At 57.9% G+C, this 20,893-nt stretch carries 19 protein-coding genes; 9 read left to right on the top strand and 10 right to left on the bottom strand.

Annotated features, from left to right (window positions below):
* Window positions 1-2 precede the first annotated feature (2 nt).
* From ABJT94_RS07380 to ABJT94_RS07365, 4 genes are all read right to left on the bottom strand, one after another.
* The gene (locus tag ABJT94_RS07380) at window positions 3-1,763 is read right to left on the bottom strand and encodes a hypothetical protein (protein WP_348474586.1); all 1,761 of its coding nucleotides are present in this window, start codon (window positions 1,761-1,763) and stop codon (window positions 3-5) included.
* The gene (locus tag ABJT94_RS07375) at window positions 1,760-2,692 is read right to left on the bottom strand and encodes a hypothetical protein (RefSeq protein WP_348474585.1); all 933 of its coding nucleotides are present in this window, start codon (window positions 2,690-2,692) and stop codon (window positions 1,760-1,762) included. Before ABJT94_RS07375 ends, ABJT94_RS07380 begins: the two co-directional genes overlap by 4 nt.
* A gap of 70 nt (window positions 2,693-2,762) precedes the next feature.
* Complete coding sequence (locus tag ABJT94_RS07370) at window positions 2,763-4,352, bottom strand: AAA family ATPase (protein WP_348474584.1); 1,590 nt, start codon at window positions 4,350-4,352, stop codon at window positions 2,763-2,765.
* A 64-nt stretch (window positions 4,353-4,416) separates the two neighbouring features.
* Entirely contained in the window at window positions 4,417-4,680 is a 264-nt protein-coding gene (locus ABJT94_RS07365; protein ID WP_348474583.1) for a hypothetical protein, read from the bottom strand.
* A 305-nt stretch (window positions 4,681-4,985) separates the two neighbouring features.
* On the opposite strand from ABJT94_RS07365, the gene recQ reads away from it, so the two are divergent.
* On the top strand, window positions 4,986-6,794 hold the full coding sequence (gene recQ / locus ABJT94_RS07360) for a DNA helicase RecQ (protein WP_348474582.1): 1,809 nt from the start codon (window positions 4,986-4,988) through the stop codon (window positions 6,792-6,794).
* Window positions 6,795-7,059: 265 nt separating this feature from the next.
* Here recQ and ABJT94_RS07355 read toward each other — a convergent pair whose 3' ends face one another.
* Window positions 7,060-8,271: an MFS transporter gene (locus ABJT94_RS07355; protein ID WP_348474581.1), complete on the bottom strand. Its 1,212-nt coding sequence runs from the start codon at window positions 8,269-8,271 to the stop codon at window positions 7,060-7,062.
* A gap of 284 nt (window positions 8,272-8,555) precedes the next feature.
* Here ABJT94_RS07355 and trxC point away from each other — a divergent pair, with 284 nt between their 5' ends.
* Window positions 8,556-8,990 (top strand): thioredoxin TrxC, encoded by a 435-nt coding sequence (gene trxC / locus ABJT94_RS07350; protein ID WP_348474580.1) that lies wholly within the window; start codon window positions 8,556-8,558, stop codon window positions 8,988-8,990.
* A gap of 7 nt (window positions 8,991-8,997) precedes the next feature.
* On the opposite strand, the gene ABJT94_RS07345 is transcribed toward trxC, so the two are convergent.
* Window positions 8,998-9,615, bottom strand: a complete 618-nt coding sequence (locus ABJT94_RS07345; RefSeq protein WP_348474579.1) for a rhomboid family intramembrane serine protease — start codon at window positions 9,613-9,615, stop codon at window positions 8,998-9,000.
* Window positions 9,616-9,923: 308 nt separating this feature from the next.
* Here ABJT94_RS07345 and ABJT94_RS07340 point away from each other — a divergent pair, with 308 nt between their 5' ends.
* The gene (locus ABJT94_RS07340) at window positions 9,924-11,270 is read left to right on the top strand and encodes a methyltransferase (protein WP_348474578.1); all 1,347 of its coding nucleotides are present in this window, start codon (window positions 9,924-9,926) and stop codon (window positions 11,268-11,270) included.
* 18 nt (window positions 11,271-11,288) lie between these two features.
* Here the strand turns inward: ABJT94_RS07340 and ABJT94_RS07335 are convergent, their stop codons facing one another.
* Window positions 11,289-12,107, bottom strand: coding sequence for a hypothetical protein (locus ABJT94_RS07335; RefSeq protein ID WP_348474577.1), 819 nt, complete (start codon window positions 12,105-12,107; stop codon window positions 11,289-11,291).
* Window positions 12,108-12,352: 245 nt separating this feature from the next.
* Here ABJT94_RS07335 and ABJT94_RS07330 point away from each other — a divergent pair, with 245 nt between their 5' ends.
* The gene (locus ABJT94_RS07330) at window positions 12,353-12,880 is read left to right on the top strand and encodes a hypothetical protein (protein ID WP_348474576.1); all 528 of its coding nucleotides are present in this window, start codon (window positions 12,353-12,355) and stop codon (window positions 12,878-12,880) included.
* A 97-nt stretch (window positions 12,881-12,977) separates the two neighbouring features.
* Here the strand turns inward: ABJT94_RS07330 and ABJT94_RS07325 are convergent, their stop codons facing one another.
* The 3 genes from ABJT94_RS07325 to ABJT94_RS07315 all read right to left on the bottom strand — a co-directional run bounded on the left by ABJT94_RS07325 (window position 12,978) and on the right by ABJT94_RS07315 (window position 14,951).
* Window positions 12,978-13,718 (bottom strand): DnaJ domain-containing protein, encoded by a 741-nt coding sequence (locus ABJT94_RS07325; RefSeq protein ID WP_348474575.1) that lies wholly within the window; start codon window positions 13,716-13,718, stop codon window positions 12,978-12,980.
* Window positions 13,719-13,720: 2 nt separating this feature from the next.
* Window positions 13,721-14,419, bottom strand: coding sequence for a VWA domain-containing protein (locus ABJT94_RS07320; RefSeq protein ID WP_348474574.1), 699 nt, complete (start codon window positions 14,417-14,419; stop codon window positions 13,721-13,723).
* 91 nt (window positions 14,420-14,510) lie between these two features.
* Window positions 14,511-14,951, bottom strand: a complete 441-nt coding sequence (locus ABJT94_RS07315) for a universal stress protein (RefSeq protein ID WP_348474573.1) — start codon at window positions 14,949-14,951, stop codon at window positions 14,511-14,513.
* Between the two features lie 337 nt (window positions 14,952-15,288).
* On the opposite strand from ABJT94_RS07315, the gene ABJT94_RS07310 reads away from it, so the two are divergent.
* From ABJT94_RS07310 to ABJT94_RS07290, 5 genes are all read left to right on the top strand, one after another.
* Complete coding sequence (locus ABJT94_RS07310; protein WP_348474572.1) at window positions 15,289-16,308, top strand: pirin family protein; 1,020 nt, start codon at window positions 15,289-15,291, stop codon at window positions 16,306-16,308.
* Between the two features lie 51 nt (window positions 16,309-16,359).
* Window positions 16,360-17,328, top strand: coding sequence for a TAXI family TRAP transporter solute-binding subunit (locus tag ABJT94_RS07305; RefSeq protein WP_348474571.1), 969 nt, complete (start codon window positions 16,360-16,362; stop codon window positions 17,326-17,328).
* 220 nt (window positions 17,329-17,548) lie between these two features.
* On the top strand, window positions 17,549-18,472 hold the full coding sequence (locus tag ABJT94_RS07300; protein WP_348474570.1) for an ABC transporter ATP-binding protein: 924 nt from the start codon (window positions 17,549-17,551) through the stop codon (window positions 18,470-18,472).
* Window positions 18,473-18,486: 14 nt separating this feature from the next.
* A complete protein-coding gene (locus tag ABJT94_RS07295) occupies window positions 18,487-19,248 on the top strand; it encodes an ABC transporter permease (protein ID WP_348474569.1) in 762 nt (253 codons plus the stop codon).
* A 148-nt stretch (window positions 19,249-19,396) separates the two neighbouring features.
* The gene (locus tag ABJT94_RS07290; protein ID WP_348474568.1) at window positions 19,397-20,782 is read left to right on the top strand and encodes a cytochrome P450; all 1,386 of its coding nucleotides are present in this window, start codon (window positions 19,397-19,399) and stop codon (window positions 20,780-20,782) included.
* Window positions 20,783-20,893: the final 111 nt, after the last annotated feature.

Raw genomic sequence — 20,893 nt, 5'->3', positions numbered from 1 at the left:
CGTCAGCGCTCTCCCTGTGATGTAGCGTCGGCGCCATAGTGTTGTCTGGAAAACTCGCGGGCGAACTGGAGCATGGGTTCCAGCCCGTTAACCCGATACACCTGCCAGCCTTGTTGCTGGCCCAGCTGGATGCGCTCCAGGGCCGATTTCAGCCAGGATGACTGTTGCAGTCGGGGGTCATCCAGGTCGTAGGGCAGGTCCAGTACCCAGTGTCCGGCGCCCTGGCAGTGCTGTAATGTTCGGGCACTGATCTGCTCACCGGGGGTGCCGGTTTCGTCGTCCTGAAACATCGAGCTGATGCCGTCGTCGGACAGCATCACCACCTGGGTCGGGGTTTGCCGGGGCTGGGCATAGGTGGTGCGCAGCTGTTTCAGCGGAAAGCTGGTGCCACCGCCGAAAAAGCCCGTCAGCACCCGCAAGGCAGCGGTCTCGTTGCGAATAAACCCTTCAGTGGCCAGGCACTGATGCGCTCCGCTCCACAGGGTTACCTGCACCGCTGCTCCGGCTCTAAGGGCGGATACACAGAGTAGGGCACCGGCCAGTGCCGGATAGGAAATGCGCTGCTGGGGGTTGGGCATGGAGCCTGAACTGTCGACGTAGAGATCGAGATCACACGTCTGATGTTGCTGTGACTCGGGGCTGTCTTGTCCGTACACGGCTTTCTGGGTGGTAAACCCCGGAATGGGCGGGTTACCTGCCAGTAAGGTGGCAAACCAGTCGATGTCGGCAGGGTCGTCTCCGGCTTGCCAGACCTCGACGCCTTCACGCAGAAACTCGCCCGGGCTGGAAGTGACCCGGGAGGGAAACGGCAATAAATAAGGGCGGACGGCATCTCGATAATAGCGCACGGCCGCATCATGCCGGGTTATGTCGACACCGGCGGCTTTGAGGACTTCGAACGCATCCTGAGGCTCCACTGCCTGGCCCCGGGAGCTCACGCCTTGTTCGCCATCGTGCGCCGGGTTTTCCCCGTCTGTTGTGGCTGGCAGGTCGGTCAGTTCCGTGTCGCGACTCGGGTGCAGGCTATCGATGCGCGGCACCTGAAGCACGCCGGAGCCCTGATACCCTTGCCCCGCCTCGGCGGTATCCTGCAGGGTGGCGAAGGTGGCGGCGGCCGATTCGGCTTCTTCAATGAGGTAACTGAGCAGAAGGCTGGCGAAGCGGCTGGCGCCGGTCAGCCAATCCTTGCTGTAGACCTTGATGATTCTGCTGCCCAGCCAGGCATCTCCTTCCATTTCGGGGCTGATGTCAGCGGGTGTCAGCGTGCCGGGTGCCAGTTGCCAGAGACGCTCATAAATGCGCATATACAGCGTCCAGAGCGGGCTGCCCTGGCCGGTGTTCAGTCGCTGGTACAGTTGGTCCATCCGGCAGCGGGTGTGGCGCTGCAGGCGATGATTGATCAGCAAGTCGGTGTACAGATTGGCGACCAGTGGCGCCTGTTGTTCGACACTGGGCAACGCCTGGCGAATGACCGCGAGTAACTGCAAATGCCGGGTCATGTTGGCCGGGGCATACACATGGTGCCCGATTTCGTGCGCCAGAATTTCCAGAGCGAAGTCAGTCAGGTCGCGCTCGATCACCATGGGCAGATTGACCATAACGCGTTGCGAGGCCAGGCGAATGGCGGCAATGTTATCGGTCAGCCCGGCAGACTGTGTTGCTTCAACATCAAACAGCCAGAGCGGCTCCTGCAATTGCAGATGCTCGCTCCACAACTGCAACGCCGGGTGCCAGTGGTGTTGCCAGGTGTCCAGTTCGCTCATGGCTGCTCCCCGGTTTTCGGGATCACCCGCAGGGCGTAGCTGTCGTGAAAACTGACAACCCAGTCATGGCGGCGTTCCAGGCATTGGCGTGGTGTTTCAGTGCCCTGGGGCAAGCGGGCAAGACCGGTCGGAAGACCCGTGCACTCAGGGACGGGAAGCTGCATCGGGTGGTGGCTCGTGGCGGGCAGTAACGCCTGGCCGAAGGCGTCTATGTACAGATGCCAGCACTCACGGCCTGCCTGAACCAGCGTCTGCCCCGGGGCAATCAGCAACCGGGGCCTGGCGGTAAAGTCACCGCCCAGCCAATGAGAAGCACCGAATTGCACCGGGGCGCTGTGCCAACCCTGTGTCGACCCTTGCCACCAGGGGTGTTCGAACGCCTCAGGGTCGCCCAGTGCCAGAGTTTTCAGCCAGTCGGGATGCCGGTGTAAGGCTTGCAGGGCGGCTTCACGATACTGCGGTAACCCGGCCATCCAGCTGAACACCAGCAGGCCATCGGGGGTGGCGTCGGGCGCAGGCAAACAGCGTTGCCATTGGTCGAGCAGCCCGGTTCGCTGACCGGCTCCGGGCAGATGGGACAGTGCATTTAGCAGCTGGGTCAGCAGCCTGGGTGCTGCATCCGGGTAGGGCGACAGCCAGATTGGCAACAGCTGTTGAAACAGCCGGTCGGTGACCGGTTGTTGCTCGGCTCTTAGCCAGCCGTGGCGAGTCAGGGTCAGGCCGCACTGGTAGGCGGTTTCGCACAACGCGGCTTTGTTTGAAGGTGACCAGTGATCCAGACTTGTTAGCAACGAATCGAGATCTTGCTGAACAAAGCGGCCAAAGGCGCTGGCAAATTGCACCGGATCACCCTGGCGTGCGAGTCGGTAAGCCTGATTAAGCGGGTCGGCCTGACGCGTCAGGTAGTGTGCCAGCCACTCAGATTTCATGGCATCTATCCGGCATCCGTGACCTGGCAGAGCGACCGTTCCAATCTAATTCCGGGTTCTGCATCAGCCATTAACCCTGACTGCTAAGCCAGCGCTGATAATTGCTGTAGCGCTGGTGCAGGTATTTAAGCGTCATCGCATCATCGTGCACCGCCCCAGAGAGTTTGTTGCCAGCCGCCATCTGATGCAGGGCGCGTTCAATCTGTTCCAGCCGTTTGCGGCATTGCTTGTCGGAAACGCCTTCCAGCCCTTCGTCGAGCTCGGCTTTCAGCTCGGCAACCGCATCTTTCCGGTGCCGGCCCTGGCGCTCAAATTCGGCGCAGCTGAGCTGGAACAGATGACGCAACCAGCCTATTTTGTCGCTGAGCAGTGCGGCATTTTCCGGCTGTTGAAAGAAGGGAGCATCGGCATCGGCGAACAGGCGCGAGTGCAACACAAAAGGCAGCATCTGAGTCAGGTCGTTGAGTTCAACTTCGGTGTTGCCCCGGAAAAAAGCCATGGCTTTGGCATAGACAATCAGCGACATCAGGCTGCGCACCGACAGGCCATTACGCGTCTGGCAGCCGAGATCGGCGAGTCGGTCACGGCCGTCTTCGAGCATGGCCAGCTGGTGTCTTGGCACGCCGGCCAGGCGGGAGGTATCTTTGCTTTTGTATTCGAACTGCTGCCCGGAATACTCACTGAACTCGAACTGACTGGCGAAGAATTCCAGTCGTTGGCGCAACTCTGCGGGCAGGGTAACCGCGCGGATGGATCGCTCCATCTGGTCCATTTCCGCCTCGGAAAACTGCAGTGCATCGGGCAGGCAATCGGCCGGGTCGACGCCTTCTTCAATGCGCAACAGCAATTCATCCAGAAACCTCGGGTTGAATGGCAGTGCTTGAACAACGACGTCAATGCGATCTTTCAGCGCTTCAATCACCGGGTAAGTGCCACCGCCCTGATCGTCGTTGGCGGTCAGGTACCAGGCTGCGGGCGGGCACTCGTGAATCTGATTGAACATCTCGGCGTAGTTATCGCCCATGACGGTCAGCAAGGCACTTTGGGTGCGGGTCGGAATGCGGTTGTATTCATCGACGATCTTGACGCGCATGTTCAGCCAGCGGCGCCAGCTGATGCGGATGTCGGATTCCTGCTCGGCCTGCATCAGGTCCATGGGCATCGGGTTGCCCAGCAAATCCGCAACGGTCATTTGCGGGTGCCCGTGCTGCATGGCACGGCGGACTTCCTTGGGGCTGTAACCGCCAAGCAACCCCATCAACAAGGCGGAGGCCGTCTTGCCACGGCCCGGCCCTCCAATGAACAGACACTTTCTGCGCGCGGCGAAGGTCAGCAGCGGGAGCAGGATAAAACTGGAATAGCTTTGGTCTGTTGGCAGGTAAAGCGGTGTCTGGCTGTCACCGAAATGAATGGGCTGAGGCGCAGTCTGGTTGTATTCAACGTCGTAATGCGGGCTGATGACGGCATGATTAACGATCCAGAAGTAGGCCTGGCGCAGCTTTTCATCCAGCGGGGCTTTAGTATCCTCTGCTTCATCGTTAGCCTCACCGAAGGGGCCATTGACCAGAGAGGTCACATCAAAGGCCGCCTCCTTCGAAGTGCCCGCAGCGGGGCGCGTTGGAGACGCTGAAATACGGGAAAACGGATTGAGTCCTTTCATGGCTACCCACGAGGTGATGGCTTTGAAAGGCCGCAGTATGCCAGAAATGGTTCATTTGGCGAATTCAGGAATGCGTGGGCGAATCCTCTTCCAGCAATGCCAGTCTAGCTTTGAGTACCTGGTTTTCAGGGTCGGACACCAGAGCTCTTTCCAGCAACTTGATGGCATCCTGACGACGGCCAAACCCCTCAAGTGCATCGACCTGCTCCAGTAACCAGCGATCGTTTTTTCGAGCCCGATCCTTCCGGCTCGGCCCGCTGCTGATCGATCGAAGGTACACGATCAACACCAGGACCAGCATGATGGCGCCTACGCCTGCAATGCCCATTGGTTAACTTACTCCTTTCATCTTTGCGCCAGCGCTTTAACTTTTAGAAGTTGCCACCGGTCAAGTATCAGGTGCCGGACATGCCGCTCCGGGGAAGTTCGCAGCATGGATGCTGCGATCTAGGCCCCATGGACGGGTTCACGCCGACCCCGGAGCGGCATGTCCGGTGACTGATACGATTTCCTGGCGATGCAGCTGGCCCGACCTCCGAGGCTTGTGGTTTAAGTATAGTCCTGTGATCGAATTGACACGAATACCTGGGTTGCGGCCCTGTTGGCGACTCCGGCTTTCGGTATACTGCCGTTATGACACAGACTCCTCTCTCCGTTCTCAACCACGTCTTTGGCTTCGATGCCTTCCGTGGCCCGCAACAAGCCGTGATTGATGCGCTGGTCTCGGGGCAGGATGCGCTGGTGCTGATGCCAACCGGGGGCGGCAAGTCCCTGTGTTACCAGATTCCGGCCCTGGTTCGGCCTGGAACCGGCGTGGTGATCTCACCGCTGATCGCCCTGATGCAGGACCAGGTAAACGCGCTACGCACCCTGGGCGTTCGAGCCGGCTTTCTGAACTCGACGCTCTCGTTCGATGCGGTGCAGCAAACCGAAACCGCCTTGCTCGCCGGTGAGGTGGATCTGCTTTACATCGCGCCGGAGCGACTGTTGCAGCCACGGACGCTTGAGTTGCTAAAAGCAGCCAATATCAGCCTGTTTGCCATTGATGAAGCGCACTGCGTATCGCAGTGGGGGCATGATTTCCGGGCCGATTATCTCAAACTGGACGTGTTGCAGCGTGAATTCCCGTCGGTGCCGCGCATCGCGCTGACCGCAACCGCCGACCAGCGTACCCGGCAAGACATTCAACAGCGGCTTGGCCTGCTGGATGCCCCTGCCTTTATCAGCGGCTTTGACCGGCCCAATATTTTTTACCGGATTCAGCCCAAGCAAACACCGCGCAAACAACTGCTGGCGTTTTTAAAGCAAACACCTGAAGAACAGGCGGGCATCGTCTATTGCCTGTCGCGCAAGAAAGTTGAGCAAACCGCCGACTGGTTGCGTACCCAGGGCTATAACGCCTTGCCTTACCATGCGGGTTTGTCGGCCGATATTCGCCAGGATCATCAGTCCCGATTTCTGCGTGAAGACGGCATTATTATGGTAGCGACCATCGCCTTCGGTATGGGCATCGATAAACCGGATGTGCGCTTCGTGGTGCATTTGGATTTGCCGAAAAGCATTGAAGCCTACTATCAGGAGACCGGTCGTGCCGGTCGCGATGGCGAACCGTCAACGGCCTTGTTGCTCTATGGGTTTGAAGACGTAGTGAAGCTGCGCCAGATGATGGCTCAGTCGACCGGCAGCGATGAGCACCAGCGCTACGAACAGCAACGGCTGAATGCCATGCTGGGGCTGTGTGAGGTGACTACGTGTCGCCGGCAAGTGCTGTTGCGCTATTTTGATGAACACCTTGAGGAGCCCTGCGGGCATTGCGACACCTGTATCGAACCGGTTGAAACCTGGGATGCTACAGATGCCGCGCGCAAGGCGTTGTCTTGTGTGTACCGGACGGGCCAACGCTTCGGTGCTAACCACATCATTGATGTGTTGCGTGGCAGTGAAAACGAAAAGCTGCGTCGCTTCGGCCACGATCAGCTCTCAACCTATGGCATTGGCAAAGATCTCAGCGCCAATGACTGGCGATCGGTCATGCGCCAATTGGTGGCACTGGGCTATTTGAACGTTGACCCGGAAGGTTTCGGCGGGCTGCAACTGACCGATGCGTGCAGGCCAGTCCTCAAGGGTGAGCAAAGCCTGGCACTGAGACGCGATGCCACCCCGGTCAAATCCAGTGGTGAACGCAAGCCCCGCGTCGCTGACGACGTTGCCGAGCAAGACCAGCCACTCTGGGAAGCCCTGCGCGAAGTACGCCGTCAGTTGGCTCTCGAACACAACCTGGCTCCCTTTATGGTCTTCCACGATAAAACCCTGAAAGACATGCTGGCATTGAGACCACAAAGCCTCGACGAGCTGAGTGCAGTGTCGGGTGTGGGCGACAGTAAACTGGAGCGTTATGGGGAGGCGTTTTTGGCTGTGTTTACGGACCAGCAGCCAGCTTAATTAGCCGCACTGCTTTTTATTGCTCAGAGAATGCAACTGTCTAAATTCCGGCGACCGGGTATACCTAGCCGGGGAAGTCCGCAGCACGGACTAAAACGCCAGGAGCGTTTTAGCATGAGCGCAGCGAGCCCGAAGGGTGGATCCCATGGAAGGGATTCATATCCTGCGGTCTAGGCCCCATGGATGGGTTTACGCCGGCCCCGGCTAGGTATACCCGGTTGCTGGAACGAACGAATGGCTAAAGAGTCAGCCAGGCCTGTGGTTATTAAACCCGAAAGGACTGCCGCGCCAGAATCAAACCGACCAAAACATAAGCCGCCATCGTCCAGAGCAGTGCAGAAGCACTGATGCCAGCATCAATCATAAGGCCGAATAACGCCGGTGAAGCAGCTGTACTCATCACCCCAAGTGCGGTGACCAGTGAGCGGATGGCGCCTAGGTGGGTGGTGCCGTAAATTTCAGCCCAGAGTGCGTTCATGATCGTGCCAGTCATGCCGATGCCGGTGCCGAGCATGGTCATCATGATGAAGACGACCCAGATGCCTTCAAAGGTGCCGGCAAAGGCCAAGCCAACAAACAGTGGAACGCCGAGAAATACCAACAGGCGTGCCGCTGAGAAACGGTCGACCAGCGTGCCGGTTATCAGCGAAGCTATCCAGTGAACGCCGCCGTAAACAATAAAACTGGTGGCGAACAGGCCTGTGCTCCAGCCTTTTTCACTCAGAATAAACGCCTGTTGAATGAAGATGCCGGTCACAATGAATCCGGGTGCCAATAGCAGTGGCAAGGCCAGCCAGAAGCGTTTGTCTTTCAAAACGGTGCGGCGGGAGCCGTCGGGTACATTATCCGGGCGGAGACGTTTTTCCATACCCAGCCGGTCCACTTCGCTAGGGCCTGCCCGGTGTAGCAGCCAATGGGCTGTGGGTAGGTAGACGCTAATAATCACGATGGCCACCACCAGCCAGCTGTTCTGCCAGCCGACCAGGGCGATGATCAGTACCAACAAACTGGGCAGAATCATTTCACCCAGCGGTACGCCATTACCGGCAATGCTGATCGACTTACCCCGGTTAACCGAGAAGTAGCGACCCATGACGGTCATGGCCGTGTGGGGCATCAGGCCCTGGCCGAAAAAGCGGAGCATGAACAGGGCAATAACGAGGCTGAAAAGCGAGTTCATTTGCCACATCAGCAGGCTGGCGGTAAACAAGCCCAGTGCGATCAGGGTGACGAAGAGCCGCAATGCCAGTTTATCGACCAGGCCGCCGATGGCCATGATGGTCAGGCCACTGACCAGGGTTGCCACCGAATACGCTGACCCGTAAGCCGATGCCGACAAGCCGAGTTTTTCCTGAATCGGCGCGCCGAACCAGCTGATAAAGAACGACTGACCAAAGTTGCCAAAGAATACCGTCAGCAAACCGAACACCAGCATCGGCCAGTACGACCGAAGCACGTCAACATATCCACGTATCACGAGAAAATTCCTGGAATAATGAGTGCCACAGAGGGCGAATACAGCGGTTAACCGCTAAACGATGAGACACATCGTGGGAAGTGTGATTAACGTTAGCACAGGTTAAGCTATGCTGACAAAGCGCAGTGATGGGACAGGCCGTTCAGCCGACCAGCGTCAGGGTTGATCTGGGTCATGATGGTGGTCTGTGATGTTGGGATAGTAAGTGAGAGTTTTTGAGCTGCGAGCTGTGAGCTGTGAGTTGGAGCGTGGCGTTTATTTTGAATGAGTCTGGAGTGGTTAAGATGGGTGATTCAGTCCATGTCGTTTGCCCTGCCTGCGATGCGGTGAATCGCATTCCGGCTGCGCGCCTGGCCGATGGGCCTAAGTGTGGTCAGTGCAAGTCGGCGCTGTTTACCGGCAAGCCGCTGGCGTTGACCGCCGCCAATTTTGAAAAACACATCGGGCGCAGTGACATTCCCGTGGTGGTGGATTTCTGGGCACCCTGGTGCGGGCCCTGCAAGATGATGGCGCCGCAATATGAGCAGGCAGCCCAGTCACTGGAGCCTGCTGTGCGGCTGGCCAAGCTGGATACAGAAGCCCATCAGGCGCTGGGTGCCCGCTATAACATTCGCAGCATTCCAACCCTGGCCGTTTTTAAAGGCGGGCGTGAGGTTGCGCGCCAGGCTGGTGCGATGGGAATGAACGACATCATTCGCTGGGTGCGCAGCCAACTTTAGCCACCCTTTAGACTCGCGCCGTCTTCAGTATCCGCTTGCGTACAAAGGGAAGCCAGACATAGCCCAGAATGAAACCGCTGACCAGCCCGCCCATATGAGCGGCATTGTCGATTGGTCCAAAAAAACCGATGGCGATGTTAAGCGCAATAAAACCCAGGGTGTTTTTCAGGAAGGTAGTGCGAAACTCCGGTTTGAACAGTTTGGTGGTCAGCAGAGCCAGAAAGAAGCCATACATGCCGAAAATGGCGCCGGAAGCGCCGACCGAGACAACGCCATAGTTGAACATCAGGCTGGTCAGGCTCGCCAGTACGCCCGTAATTAGATAGACAATGGCAAAGGAGACACGGCCAAGCAGCGGTTCGAGAAAAATGCCGATGTTGGCCAGTACCACAGCGTTGAAGATCAGGTGCAACAGGCCCCCGTGCAGAAAAACGCTGGTCAGCAAACGCCACCACTGACCATCGACCGTCAGTGGCCCGAAATTTCCGCCCAGCACTACCAGCTCCCGGGCGGGAAACCACATGATGCTCTGGGTGTAGAGGGCCACCAGCACAAACAAAGCAGCGTTGATGTAGATAATGGCCGGGGTAAGCCAATACCCCTTGGTGGGGGTCAGTAGGTTCATTCAGCGGTCTCATTGGTCATGTGGTGTAGGCTATTGGGGTCATTCGTGTTTGCTGCAAGGGTGTTTGCGTTGCGCTTACCCACAAAATCTGTGGATAAGGCTGTGTGCAAACTGGTAGCCAAACCGGTTCAGGCGATGCTTGTGCTTGTTGCGAAAAGACGTTAAAAAACAAACAGTTAAGGCTTAAGTCTGGAGAGCGGGTCATCTCCAGGGAGTTGGCTCGCCCCGGCACCCGGGGCTAGTTTACTGCGCGTGTTTTGAACCCTTATACAAGTAACCCATCACTGACCCATTGAAGTGGCGCCTTTATGCTTGATCGATCTGCCGAAATCCTGACTCTGATACAACAAGGGCGCTTGAGCCCGGCGCTGGCCCGTTTGAAGCTGTGGCTTAAAAAAGACCCGGGCAGTGCGCCTGCCTGGCACCTACTCGGCGTTACTCATTTACACCGTAACGACTATAGCGCGGCTGAAGCGGCGCTGCAGCAAGCGCTGCAAATAAGCCCGACTGACGGCTATGCCCGGAATAATCGGGCGCTGGTGTTGTTGCGCCTGGGTCGGGCCGGCGAGAGTCGTCGGGAAGCGGAAGCGGCGATAGCCCGGCAGCCCAATGAGCCGGGTTTCCTGGCCAACCTCGGCTACGCCTGCGAAGCCCTGCGGGATTATGAGGCCATGGCGGATGCGTTCGGGCGGGCGTTAGCGCTGGGGGGCGACGGGCTAGAATGTGGTCTGGCCATCGCCAAAGCGCGTCGACACCTGCAGCAGTGGAGCGAAGCGCGCTCGGCGCTTGCTTCCTTGCCATTGACGGAGCCGGACGTGCTAACGGAAACCTTGGTGCTGGCACATGCCAGTGCTGACCGGGCCACCGTGGCCCGCACGGAACCCCTCTGCCAGGATAACTGGGACAGCCTAGCCGGTGCACTGGTGAAAGCCGGCCTGAGTGAGCCAGCTGAGACCTATTACCGACGGCACCTCCAGCAGCATCCGGGCGATACGAGTGCCCGTTATTTGTTGGAAGCGCTGACCGGCCGGGTATCCAGAGAAGCTAACGCGGCTTATGTTGCCTCTGTGTTTGACGGTGCGGCGGAGCAGTTTGACCAGCATTTGCTGGGCCCGCTAGATTACCAGGCACCGGCCTGGCTGACCCGTCACTTGACTGACTGGGTACCGGTAAGGCAGGTCTGGGATATTGGCTGTGGTACGGGCCTGGCTGCCGGGCCAGTCAAACAGGCCTATCCCGAAGCCGACCTGATCGGTTTTGATCTGAGTGCAGCAATGCTGAATCAGGCCAAACAGAAAGGGCATTACCGGGCACTGCACCAAATGGATGTTCGTGATCCTGAGGTGTTTGACGCGCTGCCAGCCGATCAACAGAGGCCTGATCTGGTGCTGTTAATGGACGTGCTGATCTATGTGCCGGATGCCAGCCGTTGGCTGGCCAACGCGATGACGCGGATGCCCGAGGGCTGTCGCTGGGTGATTACGCTGGAACAGGGCCACCACGAACGGATTCACAAGCAAGGCCGGATTCAGCACGATGGCGATGAGTTGATGGCAGCGCTGCCACCGCACCGGTGCCTGCACGATGAGACGGCACCGTTAAGGGTCGAGGCTGGCAAGACAGTGATTGGGCGGTGGCTGGTGCTGGTGTCCTGAGTCAGGCGTTCGAAGTCATTAAACCGCCACCGGAAAAGTCCGCGGTGGGGTGGTAGGCCCATCCGGGGTTCTGGGGGTATGTTCATCGCGCAGGTAACCGAGAATGGCGTCTTGAAGTTCAGAGCCCTTGTTCAGGCCCTGGTTGCCAAACAATCGATTGAATTCCAGCAAAAAGGGGTGGCTACCCACCATGGCGATGTCGAAGCCAGCGTGGTTGACGCCCAGGTCTCGCGCTACAGTTAACGCCAGCTCAATGGCTAATGCCGGCACCTCGCCGTATTCAACCCACCCGCCACGAGCAACGTTGTTGTAGAAGCCCTGGTCTGCCTGGTGGCGCCAGTAGGCTGTCAGCACCCGGTCACCGATGACGACGATGCGCAGGTCTTTTTCAATCGGCAGATATTCCTGAACATAGAGCACGCTGGCCTGGTCGCAATACCGGCGCCAGTCTGCCCGGTCTTTGATCAGCCAGACGCCTTCTCCCATGCTGGCTTTGGGGTTTTTGGCGACGAATGGCAGGGTCATCAGGTCCCACAGCTGTTCTTGTTGCAGTGGGCCGTTGGGCTCTATCAGTGTCAACGGCGTGTTAGCCGGGGCGACCATTTCAAAGGCACGGGTCATCTCGACCTTGTCGTGTCCTATTCGGTAGCTCGCTTCACTCGGGAAGATTCGCGCATCCAGGCCAAAGAGCAGGGCGTTGAGCTGCCAGTATTCCGGAAATAGCACCCAGTCGGCGTTGCGAATGACGTCTTTGTGGCGGAAGAAATGTTCGGGCTTGATGACCTGAACATCCGGGAATCCGAGGGTACGAAAAACATCGAAGGAGATCAGGTTCATGCTGGGTCGCCGTGTGAAGTGGCGGAATATTAACCGGAATTTCAAGGTTGGCAAGCGTTTTGGTATTGCTATATCAAAATATATTGATATAGTTTCGGCCAGATGACCCGCTGATTTAATGTGTAACTTGCGAGCGGTATACAAATGCAGCTAAAGCGCCTCCGCTCCAAGCCTTTCTGCACCTGTATCCTCTCCCGATCAGCCTGGTCTTTTTAATGACATTGCCAACGTGATCGAGGTGCACCATGACAACGCTGTTTTCCCACTTTCTGGCTCAGGTGCTGGGCTGTGCCAGCCTGGACAACGTCCACAACGTGGTCCGCAGCCGACTGATGTTCTCACCCGATCACGGTTTTTCCCGCGAAGACGTGGATGACTTCATTCTCAATGGCAGTGTGGATTCGAATGTCATTGCCCGCTGGGCAGCCCTGTTAAAGCTCGATGTAACCCTGCTGGCCGATGCCGCCAGGGTAGCGGCCGGTGCCAGAGCCCTTCAGCAGAAAGCGTTGCCGCGTCTTGAGGTGAACTGGATTGGACGTTCCGCCGTGGCACAGCCGGATCAGCGGGTCGAGGTAAGGGCGACCGTGCAGTCTGACGGACTGGATTCGGAGCGGCCTTATTTGACCCGAAAGACGGGCTACACCCTGGCGGATCTAAATCGGGAAGGCGGGTTCCAGCAGGTGCTCAGCTTTGCCAGCAGCCACTGGCACGATGTTGAGCAGGTAAGCGGGCAGTCGGCTTCGGCGTTGTCGCTGAGTTTTGAGGTGATCTGATAAATTCACGTTTTGGAGTATTCAGGCACAGGTTGAGCACCGGGTGCCAGGCAGACCCATCGGGGTCGGCGTGAACCCGTCCATGCAACCTGAGTCATTAATCCCCCAGCAAGTGACTGCGCGCCGCGTTGATCCTGGCGGCGAGCCAGTCGCTGCCGCCGCGGTCGGGGTGGGCTTTTTGCATCAGGCGGCGGTGGGCCTGGATGATCGCATCGCGGTCGGCGCCGGGTTCCAGGCCGAGGATGTTGTAGGCATCGGCGTCGGTCATGGCACCTGAATCGTTCTCCGGGGGAGGCTGAGCATCGTCTTGCCGGGCGCCCGGGTCATCCTGACGCCAGCGATCGCCAAAGCGTTTGTCGAGGTAGGTCTCCAACAGGCGGGCAGAATCGGCATCGTTTTGGCGGCAATAGGCGAGTAGGTCAATAAACTCCTTTTCCTCCAGATCGGCCAGGGTTTTGCCTTCAAAGGGCCCGGCCAGCACCGTGCCGTGCATGACCCCACTGTCGTGCTCCAGCTCCATGTCGAGCAGCGCCGATTGAACGCGAGAGGTCTGGCCTGTGGCGCCGGTCGTCTTGCCGGACTGGCGGCGAGACAGGATCGAGGGTAAAAAACGAATCAGCAGCGGCAACAGGCGGCGGGCCCAGGGCAGCAGGGCGGCCAGCAACACGCCCAGCAAATACAGACGGTGAGTAGCCGCCAGAAACAGCAGGCCCGCAATCAGCAGCGTGATCAGACCAACAATGATGGGTCGCTTGCGCTGTGCCGGTGACATGCGCTTCAACGCGATGCCGAAGACCAGCACAATAACAAACAGAAAGAGTATTGAAATGGGTGTCACGGTCAGCGCTTCAACTGTTGGGTCAAACGTTTAACATCGGCGGAGCCAGAGCGGGCCAGGTCGTCCAGGGCACGTTGGCCGCCACTGGCGTAGACCGCCACGGCACCGAGCAGGTCTTTGAGTTGCGCCGCGGCGCGGTTATCAAATGGCATCCAGGCACCGCCGGAAAGCTTGGCCATCTGTTGAAAGGCGTTGCGCGCCTGGGTGTCATTGCCTTCCTGAAAAATGAACAGTGGGGTGTTTAGCAGGCCCAGTTCACCGGCGTGCTGACAGAGCGGGTCAACGCCTTCCTCGCAACAGTCGGCAATGAGTATCACCGCCTTAATGGCCTTTACCCGGGTTTCTTTCAGGGCATGCTGAAGCACGCGCCCGATCTGGGTCTGACCACCGAGGCACTGTACGCGATTCATGGCATTGAGCAGACGCTCTGGCCGGGTGACCCAGTCGGTTGCCTTGAATTCCCGGAACCCGCGGTAGTAGCACAACTGAATGGCAATGCCATCGACCGATTCGGTGGCCAGAAACAGTTCACTGTGGAGATTGCAGGCCATATCCCAGGTGGGCTGGCGGCTGGCCGTGGCGTCGAGCGCAAAGAGTATGCGGCCCTGTTGCCGGCTGGCAACCGGGAGTTTGGCGGCCTGATCAATGAACTGATCAATCGCCTGCGTGTTGGAGTGTGTCGTCAGTTTCCGGTCGGACAAGGGGTAACCCCGCCTGAATAATGTCTCCTAAGGATACAAAGCCCGGGCGGGATTGACCATGCAAGCGACCGTAAAAGCCGCTTGCGGTTGATCAGCGCACTGTCACGCAGGTGCATTCAGCCAGGTTGCTAACCTTGTGGGAGACGCTGCCCAGCAGCAGGCTCTTCCAATCACCCAGGCCGCGTGTACCCATCACGATCATGTCGACCTTGCGGTCCTGCGCTACGGCAACGATCTTGCGGGCCGGATCGCCGATCTCGACTGCAGTCTCCACGGTTTTGCAGCCGAGTTCATTGGCCAGTTTGACCCCGGCTTCAACGATGGAATCGCCCACTTTTCTCAGTTCGTCAGGCGTCGCATGCATGTAGATGGACGCACCGCCCATCACCATGACCTCATCGCCAACCGGGGGCTCGGGCACGTGCAATAACAGCAGACCCGCATCGTGGTGCTTGGCCCAGTCGGCCGCGAATTCAATGGCTTTTTTTGCGGGGTCTGAACCGTCAACGGGAACCAGTATTAGTTTGCTCATAGTGATCTCTCCTGTTTGGCAGGCGTCATCCGGTGGTGGCTGACGCCCGTAGAGTCGAGTCGATGAAACTACTTTGGCACTATTGGGCGGTGCAGGTCTTGATCTGCATCAAGATTGGTCAGAGGCGCCCTCTCGATGACCTCACCTTGGTAGACAGTTTAACTATTGTCAAAGTTTGGCCGCCGCTACCCGGGAGGTCACCCTCGAATCGGGTAGTGAAATACGGCTTGGGTGCCCCCATAGTGATTGTCGTAAACAGGGTTGACGATGCAGCCTGAGAAAACCCGGGGCCGGGCCGCCAAAGGCGTGGCACCCAGCCGATCAAGTGAGGTGTCTGATGAGTAATGCGGTTAAAGAAGTACTGTCGCTGGGGTTTCCCTGGCAGACGGCCGATCCCTTTCTGTTTTGTGTCCATCACAACGATGCGTTCCCCAAGGGCAACGCCGAGATGGGCCCCCAGGCTTCGCTGGCGGGTCGCCAGATCGGGCAGGATTTCGACTGGAGCCAGAACTGGCGCATGTATCATGGCGACCGGATTCCCGGTTTTCCGGCGCATCCGCATCGTGGTTTCGAAACCATAACGGTCGTCACCAAAGGTATGGTAGATCATGCCGACTCCCTGGGGGCTGCCGGGCGCTATGGCGGCGGCGACACTCAGTGGATGACGGCCGGTAACGGCGTGCAACATTCCGAGATGTTTCCGCTGTTGAGCGAAGCTGAGGAAAACCCGATGGAGTTGTTCCAGATCTGGATCAACTTGCCAGGCAAGAATAAGGCGGTGCCACCGCACTTTTCGATGCTCTGGCGCGAAGAGACGCCCGTGGTGACCACGGAGGATGCCCAAGGCCACCGTACTTCGGTGACCGTGGTGGCGGGCGAGCTCGACGGTCACAAAGCCCCGCCACCGCCGCCGGATTCCTGGGCGTCGGACGCGGCCAACGACGTGGCGGTGTGGATCATCGACGTCGACGCGGGTGCCGAATGGACTTTGCCTGCGACTCGCACGGGCGTTAACCGGACACTCTACTGTTTTGAAGGGGGTGCGATTCAGGTAGACGACACCGAATTGTCACCGAAGCAAGGCGCGCGCCTGGTGCCGGACCAGGCAGTCACCTTGCAAGCCGGTGAGCAGAAAGTGCGACTGTTGCTGTTGCAGGGCAAGCCCATCAACGAGCCAGTCGTCCAGTACGGCCCCTTTGTCATGAACACCGAAGCCGAAATTCGCCAGACCTTTGCCGACTTCCGCAAAGACGAGTTCGGTGGCTGGCCCTGGCCGCGTCACGATCAGGTGCACGACCGGGGGCGCGGGCGTTTTGCACGGCATGCCGACGGTCGTGAAGAGCACAAAACGGAATAATGACAGTAATACACTACACTGAAGGCGTTGCTAAAACGCCGAGGTTACAGGGTGATTCGTATTGCGTTAAAGAAAATGGGTTTGTTGGTCGTGCTGAGCAGTCTCAGTGCCTTGGCCAGTGTTCAGGCTGAGTCGAATCTGGTGGTCGGCACCGGCTCGGTTGCCGGCGTCTATTACCCGACAGGCGGTGCTATTTGCCGCTTTTACGAGCGTGAAGCCAGTGATGATGAACGCTGTGAGGTTGTGGCGACCGGTGGGTCGATCGATAATCTGGCCGGGTTGCGTGATGGCCGCTTTAGCCTCGTCGTGGTTCAGTCCGACTGGCAGCATTACGCTTACACTGGCCAGCCTGAATACAACGAACCCGAAGCGTTTGATTCGCTTCGTTCCTTGTTTTCCCTGCACAGCGAGCCCTTTACCGTGCTGGCGCGAGCTGACTCCGGTATTGCAACCTTCAGCGATCTAAAAGGTCGTCGGGTGAATCTGGGTGAACCAGGCTCCGGACAGCGCGGTACACTGGATGTGCTGATGGCCAGTTACGGCTGGACCTATGACGATTTCCAGCGAACCGCTGAGTTACCGCCGCTGCGTCAGGGCGAGGCCCTGTGCGACTATCGCGTTGATGCTATTACCTACGCGGCAGGTCACCCCAACCCGGCCATTCTCGAAGCTACGCAGCGCTGCGAGACCGTCCTGGTGCCGGTGACGGGCGATGCCGTTGACCGGCTGCTGGATCAGAAACCCTATTACCGCCTGGCCAGTATTCCCGGCGGCCTGTACCCGGGTAACCCGGACCCGGTGACCACCCTGGGCATGGCCGCGACAGTGGTCACCACCGCCAACATGCCCGATGACGTTGCCTACCGGATCGTCAAGGCGGTCTTTGACAATTTCGACACCCTGACCCGGCTGCACCCGGCTTTTATCGGCCTGGATCCGGCGACCATGGTACAGGACGGCCTGTCAGCCCCCTTGCATCCGGGTGCGAGGCGTTATTACGAAGAAGCCGGATTACTGTAAAGTGACCGGCACCTTTTATTAGCTCAAGTTTCGAAGTTGGAATCTGTGGCTGTGGTCCGCGTCGGCTGCCGGTGATGCCTCTGAGGGGTCGGCGTAAACCCGACCATGGGGCCTAGACCGCAACATCCATGTTGCGGTCTTCCCCGCAGAGGCACCACCGGCATCCAACGCTCAAATTGTGCTAACTCCAACATTTGAGTTTTAACCACTAGGAGCACTCATGCCCCCTATTATTTCTGTGCAGGGTCTGAACAAGACCTACGCATCAGGATTCGAAGCCCTCAAGAACCTCGATCTGGACATCAATACCGGAGAGATTTTCGCCTTGCTTGGCCCCAATGGGGCCGGTAAAACCACGCTGATCAGCATTATATGTGGCATTGCCAACCCCACCCGGGGAACGGTCACCGCCGATGGCCACGATATTCTGACCGACTTTCGTCAGGCCCGTGCCAAAATCGGGCTGGTTCCGCAGGAACTGGCGACCGATGCGTTTGAAACGGTCTGGGCCACGGTGAACTTTTCCAGAGGCCTGTTCGGCAAGGCGCCGAATCCAGAGCATCTGGAAAAAATATTGCGGCAACTCTCGCTGTGGGATAAACGCGACACGAAAATCAAAGCGCTGTCTGGCGGAATGAAACGCCGGGTGATGATCGCCAAGGCATTGTCACACGAACCAAAAATCCTGTTTCTGGATGAGCCAACGGCAGGTGTCGATGTCGAGTTGAGGCGCGACATGTGGGAGATGGTACGCGGCCTGCGCGAGCAGGGTGTGACCATCATTCTGACCACCCACTATATTGAAGAAGCCGAGGAAATGGCGGATCGGATCGGGGTGATCAGTCAGGGGGAAATCATTCTGGTTGAGGAAAAAACTGCACTGATGCGTAAGCTGGGTAAAAAGCAATTGACGTTGTCGCTGCGTGATCCGTTGACGAAAGTACCGGATTCACTGGCGTCCATGCCGCTGACACTGAGTGATGACGGTCGCGAACTGAATTACAACTTCGACTCGCAGCAGGAACACAGTGGCATTTCCGAATTGCTGAAAGCACTCGACAGCCAGGGCGTTGAATTCCGGGATCTGCGCACCCGGGAAAGCTCGCTGGAAGATATTTTCGTGGGATTGGTTCACGGTCAATAAAGGATACTGCCTAAATGAATTTCTATTCTGTTCGTGCCATCTACCTGTTTGAAATGGCGCGCACCTGGCGCACATTGCTGCAAAGCGTTGCGACGCCGGTTATTTCAACCTCGCTCTATTTTGTGGTGTTCGGTTCGGCCATCGGCTCTCGCATGGTCGACATCGATGGTGTCAGCTATGGGGCTTTTATTATCCCCGGGCTTATTATGCTCACACTGCTGATGCAAAGTATTTCCAATGCCTCCTTTGGCATTTATATGCCTAAGTTTTCCGGCACCATTTATGAAGTGCTGTCGGCACCGATTTCTTACGTCGAGATTGTGGTTGGCTATGTCGGGGCAGCCGCGACCAAGTCGGTCGTTCTCGGTCTGATTATTCTGGTTACCGCGACTTTCTTTGTGGATTACCGCATTGAACATCCGATCTGGATGTTCAGCTTTCTGGTGCTGACGTCGATCACCTTCAGTTTTCTCGGGTTTGTGATAGGTATCTGGGCCGATGGTTTTGAGAAACTGCAAATTGTGCCAATGATGATCGTAACGCCGCTGGTGTTTCTGGGGGGCACCTTTTATTCCATCGACATGCTGCCCTCCTTCTGGCAAGGGGTGACCCTGTTAAACCCGGTGGTGTATCTGGTCAGTGGATTCCGCTGGAGTTTTTATGGCGTGTCGGATGTGCATATTGCCGTCAGCACGGGTATGACCTTTGGTTTTCTGGTGCTCTTTGTTGGCCTGGTCTGGTGGATCTTCAAGACCGGCTATAAGCTCAAGAGTTAACCAACACGCGGACTACCGCCAATATTGACGATAACCAGTTCACACTCCTGTTGCTAAGGCCTTTACCTTGGCCGCAGGACGACTCACTCTCAGTGAGTCGTCACTGCAAGCGGTGACAGGTTTTGGATGCCTTTGCCGGAGACCGAGCATGAAGGCGCAGTCGTCAATACCCCGCACAACGAATGAAGCCTCCTTGGCAGTTGATCGGATCGATATCAACGAAGAGGCGCCTCTGATCGAAATACCCGGAGACAAGGGCCTGCCCCTGGTCGGCCATACCCTTGAAGTGCTGCAGGATATTCAGGCCTTCTTCGATCGCAAAACCCGACGCTACGGCCCGGTGTTTTCAACACAATTTCTGGGTGAAACCTGGATTCGGCTGACAGGTCCGGAGGGATGTCAGTTCCTGTTGCAGGATAGCGGTAACCACTTTTCCACCGCTCAGGGCTGGGCCAGCTTTGTTGGTGAACTCTTTCCGCGTGGTTTGATGCTTAAGGATGGCGAGGAGCATCGCTACCATCGTCGCATCATGCAGGCCGCATTCAAGAAAGACGCCATGGTGGCCTACCAGGCGCTGATGTCCTGTGCATTGCCCGATATTGTTAAACGCTGGCCACTGAATACCCCGGTCGATCTTGCGCAACTGGCCCGCCAAACGGTGCTGGATATGGCCTCCCGGGTGTTTATCGGCGAGACCGATCATCAACAGCTGCAACAACTGCAACAGGCGTTTCGCAACAACGTGGAAGCCACGATGGCGCTGGTACGCAAGCCCTGGCCAGGCACCAAATACAACCGCGGCTTGCAGGGACGGGCTTTTCTGGAACGGTATTTCCTGAACAAGGTGAGTGAAGTACGAGCCCGGGGTGGCGATACCCTGTTCGCGCAATTGTGCCGCGCCAAGGATGAAGACGGCCACAATTTCACCGACCAGAACATCGCCGATCACATGATTTTTCTGATGATGGCCGCTCAGGATACCACCAGCAGCGCCCTGACCAGTCTGTTCTATGCCCTGACCGAATACCCGCAATGGCAGGAGCGATTGCGGGAAGAGCACGCCGCCTTTAAACCCCTGACCTATGAGGACCTTGGGCAGCTGACCGATACCGCTACTGTGTTTAAAGAGGTGTTGCGCCTCTTTACTCCGGGTGCGGTCATTCCACGCCGCGCCCTGCACGATGTCGCTTACCAGGGCTACCGGATACCCGCCGGCACCATCGTCTCGGTATCGCCGGTGCACAATCACTACCTGCCCGAGTACTGGCACGAGCCGGAACGCTTTGATCCGGAGCGTTTTTCGCCCGACCGTCAGGAAGACAAACAGCATCCGTTTCTCTTTGCCCCCTTCAGCGGTGGCGCCCACAAATGCATCGGCATGCATTTCTCGGAGATGGAAATCAAATGCATTCTGCATGAGGTGCTGGCCCGGGTGCGCATCGAGCGCGACCCGAAACCGGCCGTACGCTGGCAAAAAGCGCCGGTCTGGCACCCCAAAGGCAAACTGATGGGGCGCCTGGTTGCGCTAACTTAGTCGACTTAAGAGTCCAATGGTTGTTCATTGGTGCCATGAGTCCGTGTCAGGCACCGGGGGTACCGATCCGGGTGGTGCGACAGATCGCTCGGCGTAAACCCGTCCATGGGG

It is taken from the genome of Saccharospirillum sp. (genome assembly GCF_039982735.1).
Classification (GTDB): domain Bacteria; phylum Pseudomonadota; class Gammaproteobacteria; order Pseudomonadales; family Natronospirillaceae; genus Saccharospirillum.
The sequence above is the reverse complement of the archived record's forward strand: the minus strand, read 5'-3'. Positions and strand labels throughout refer to the sequence as shown.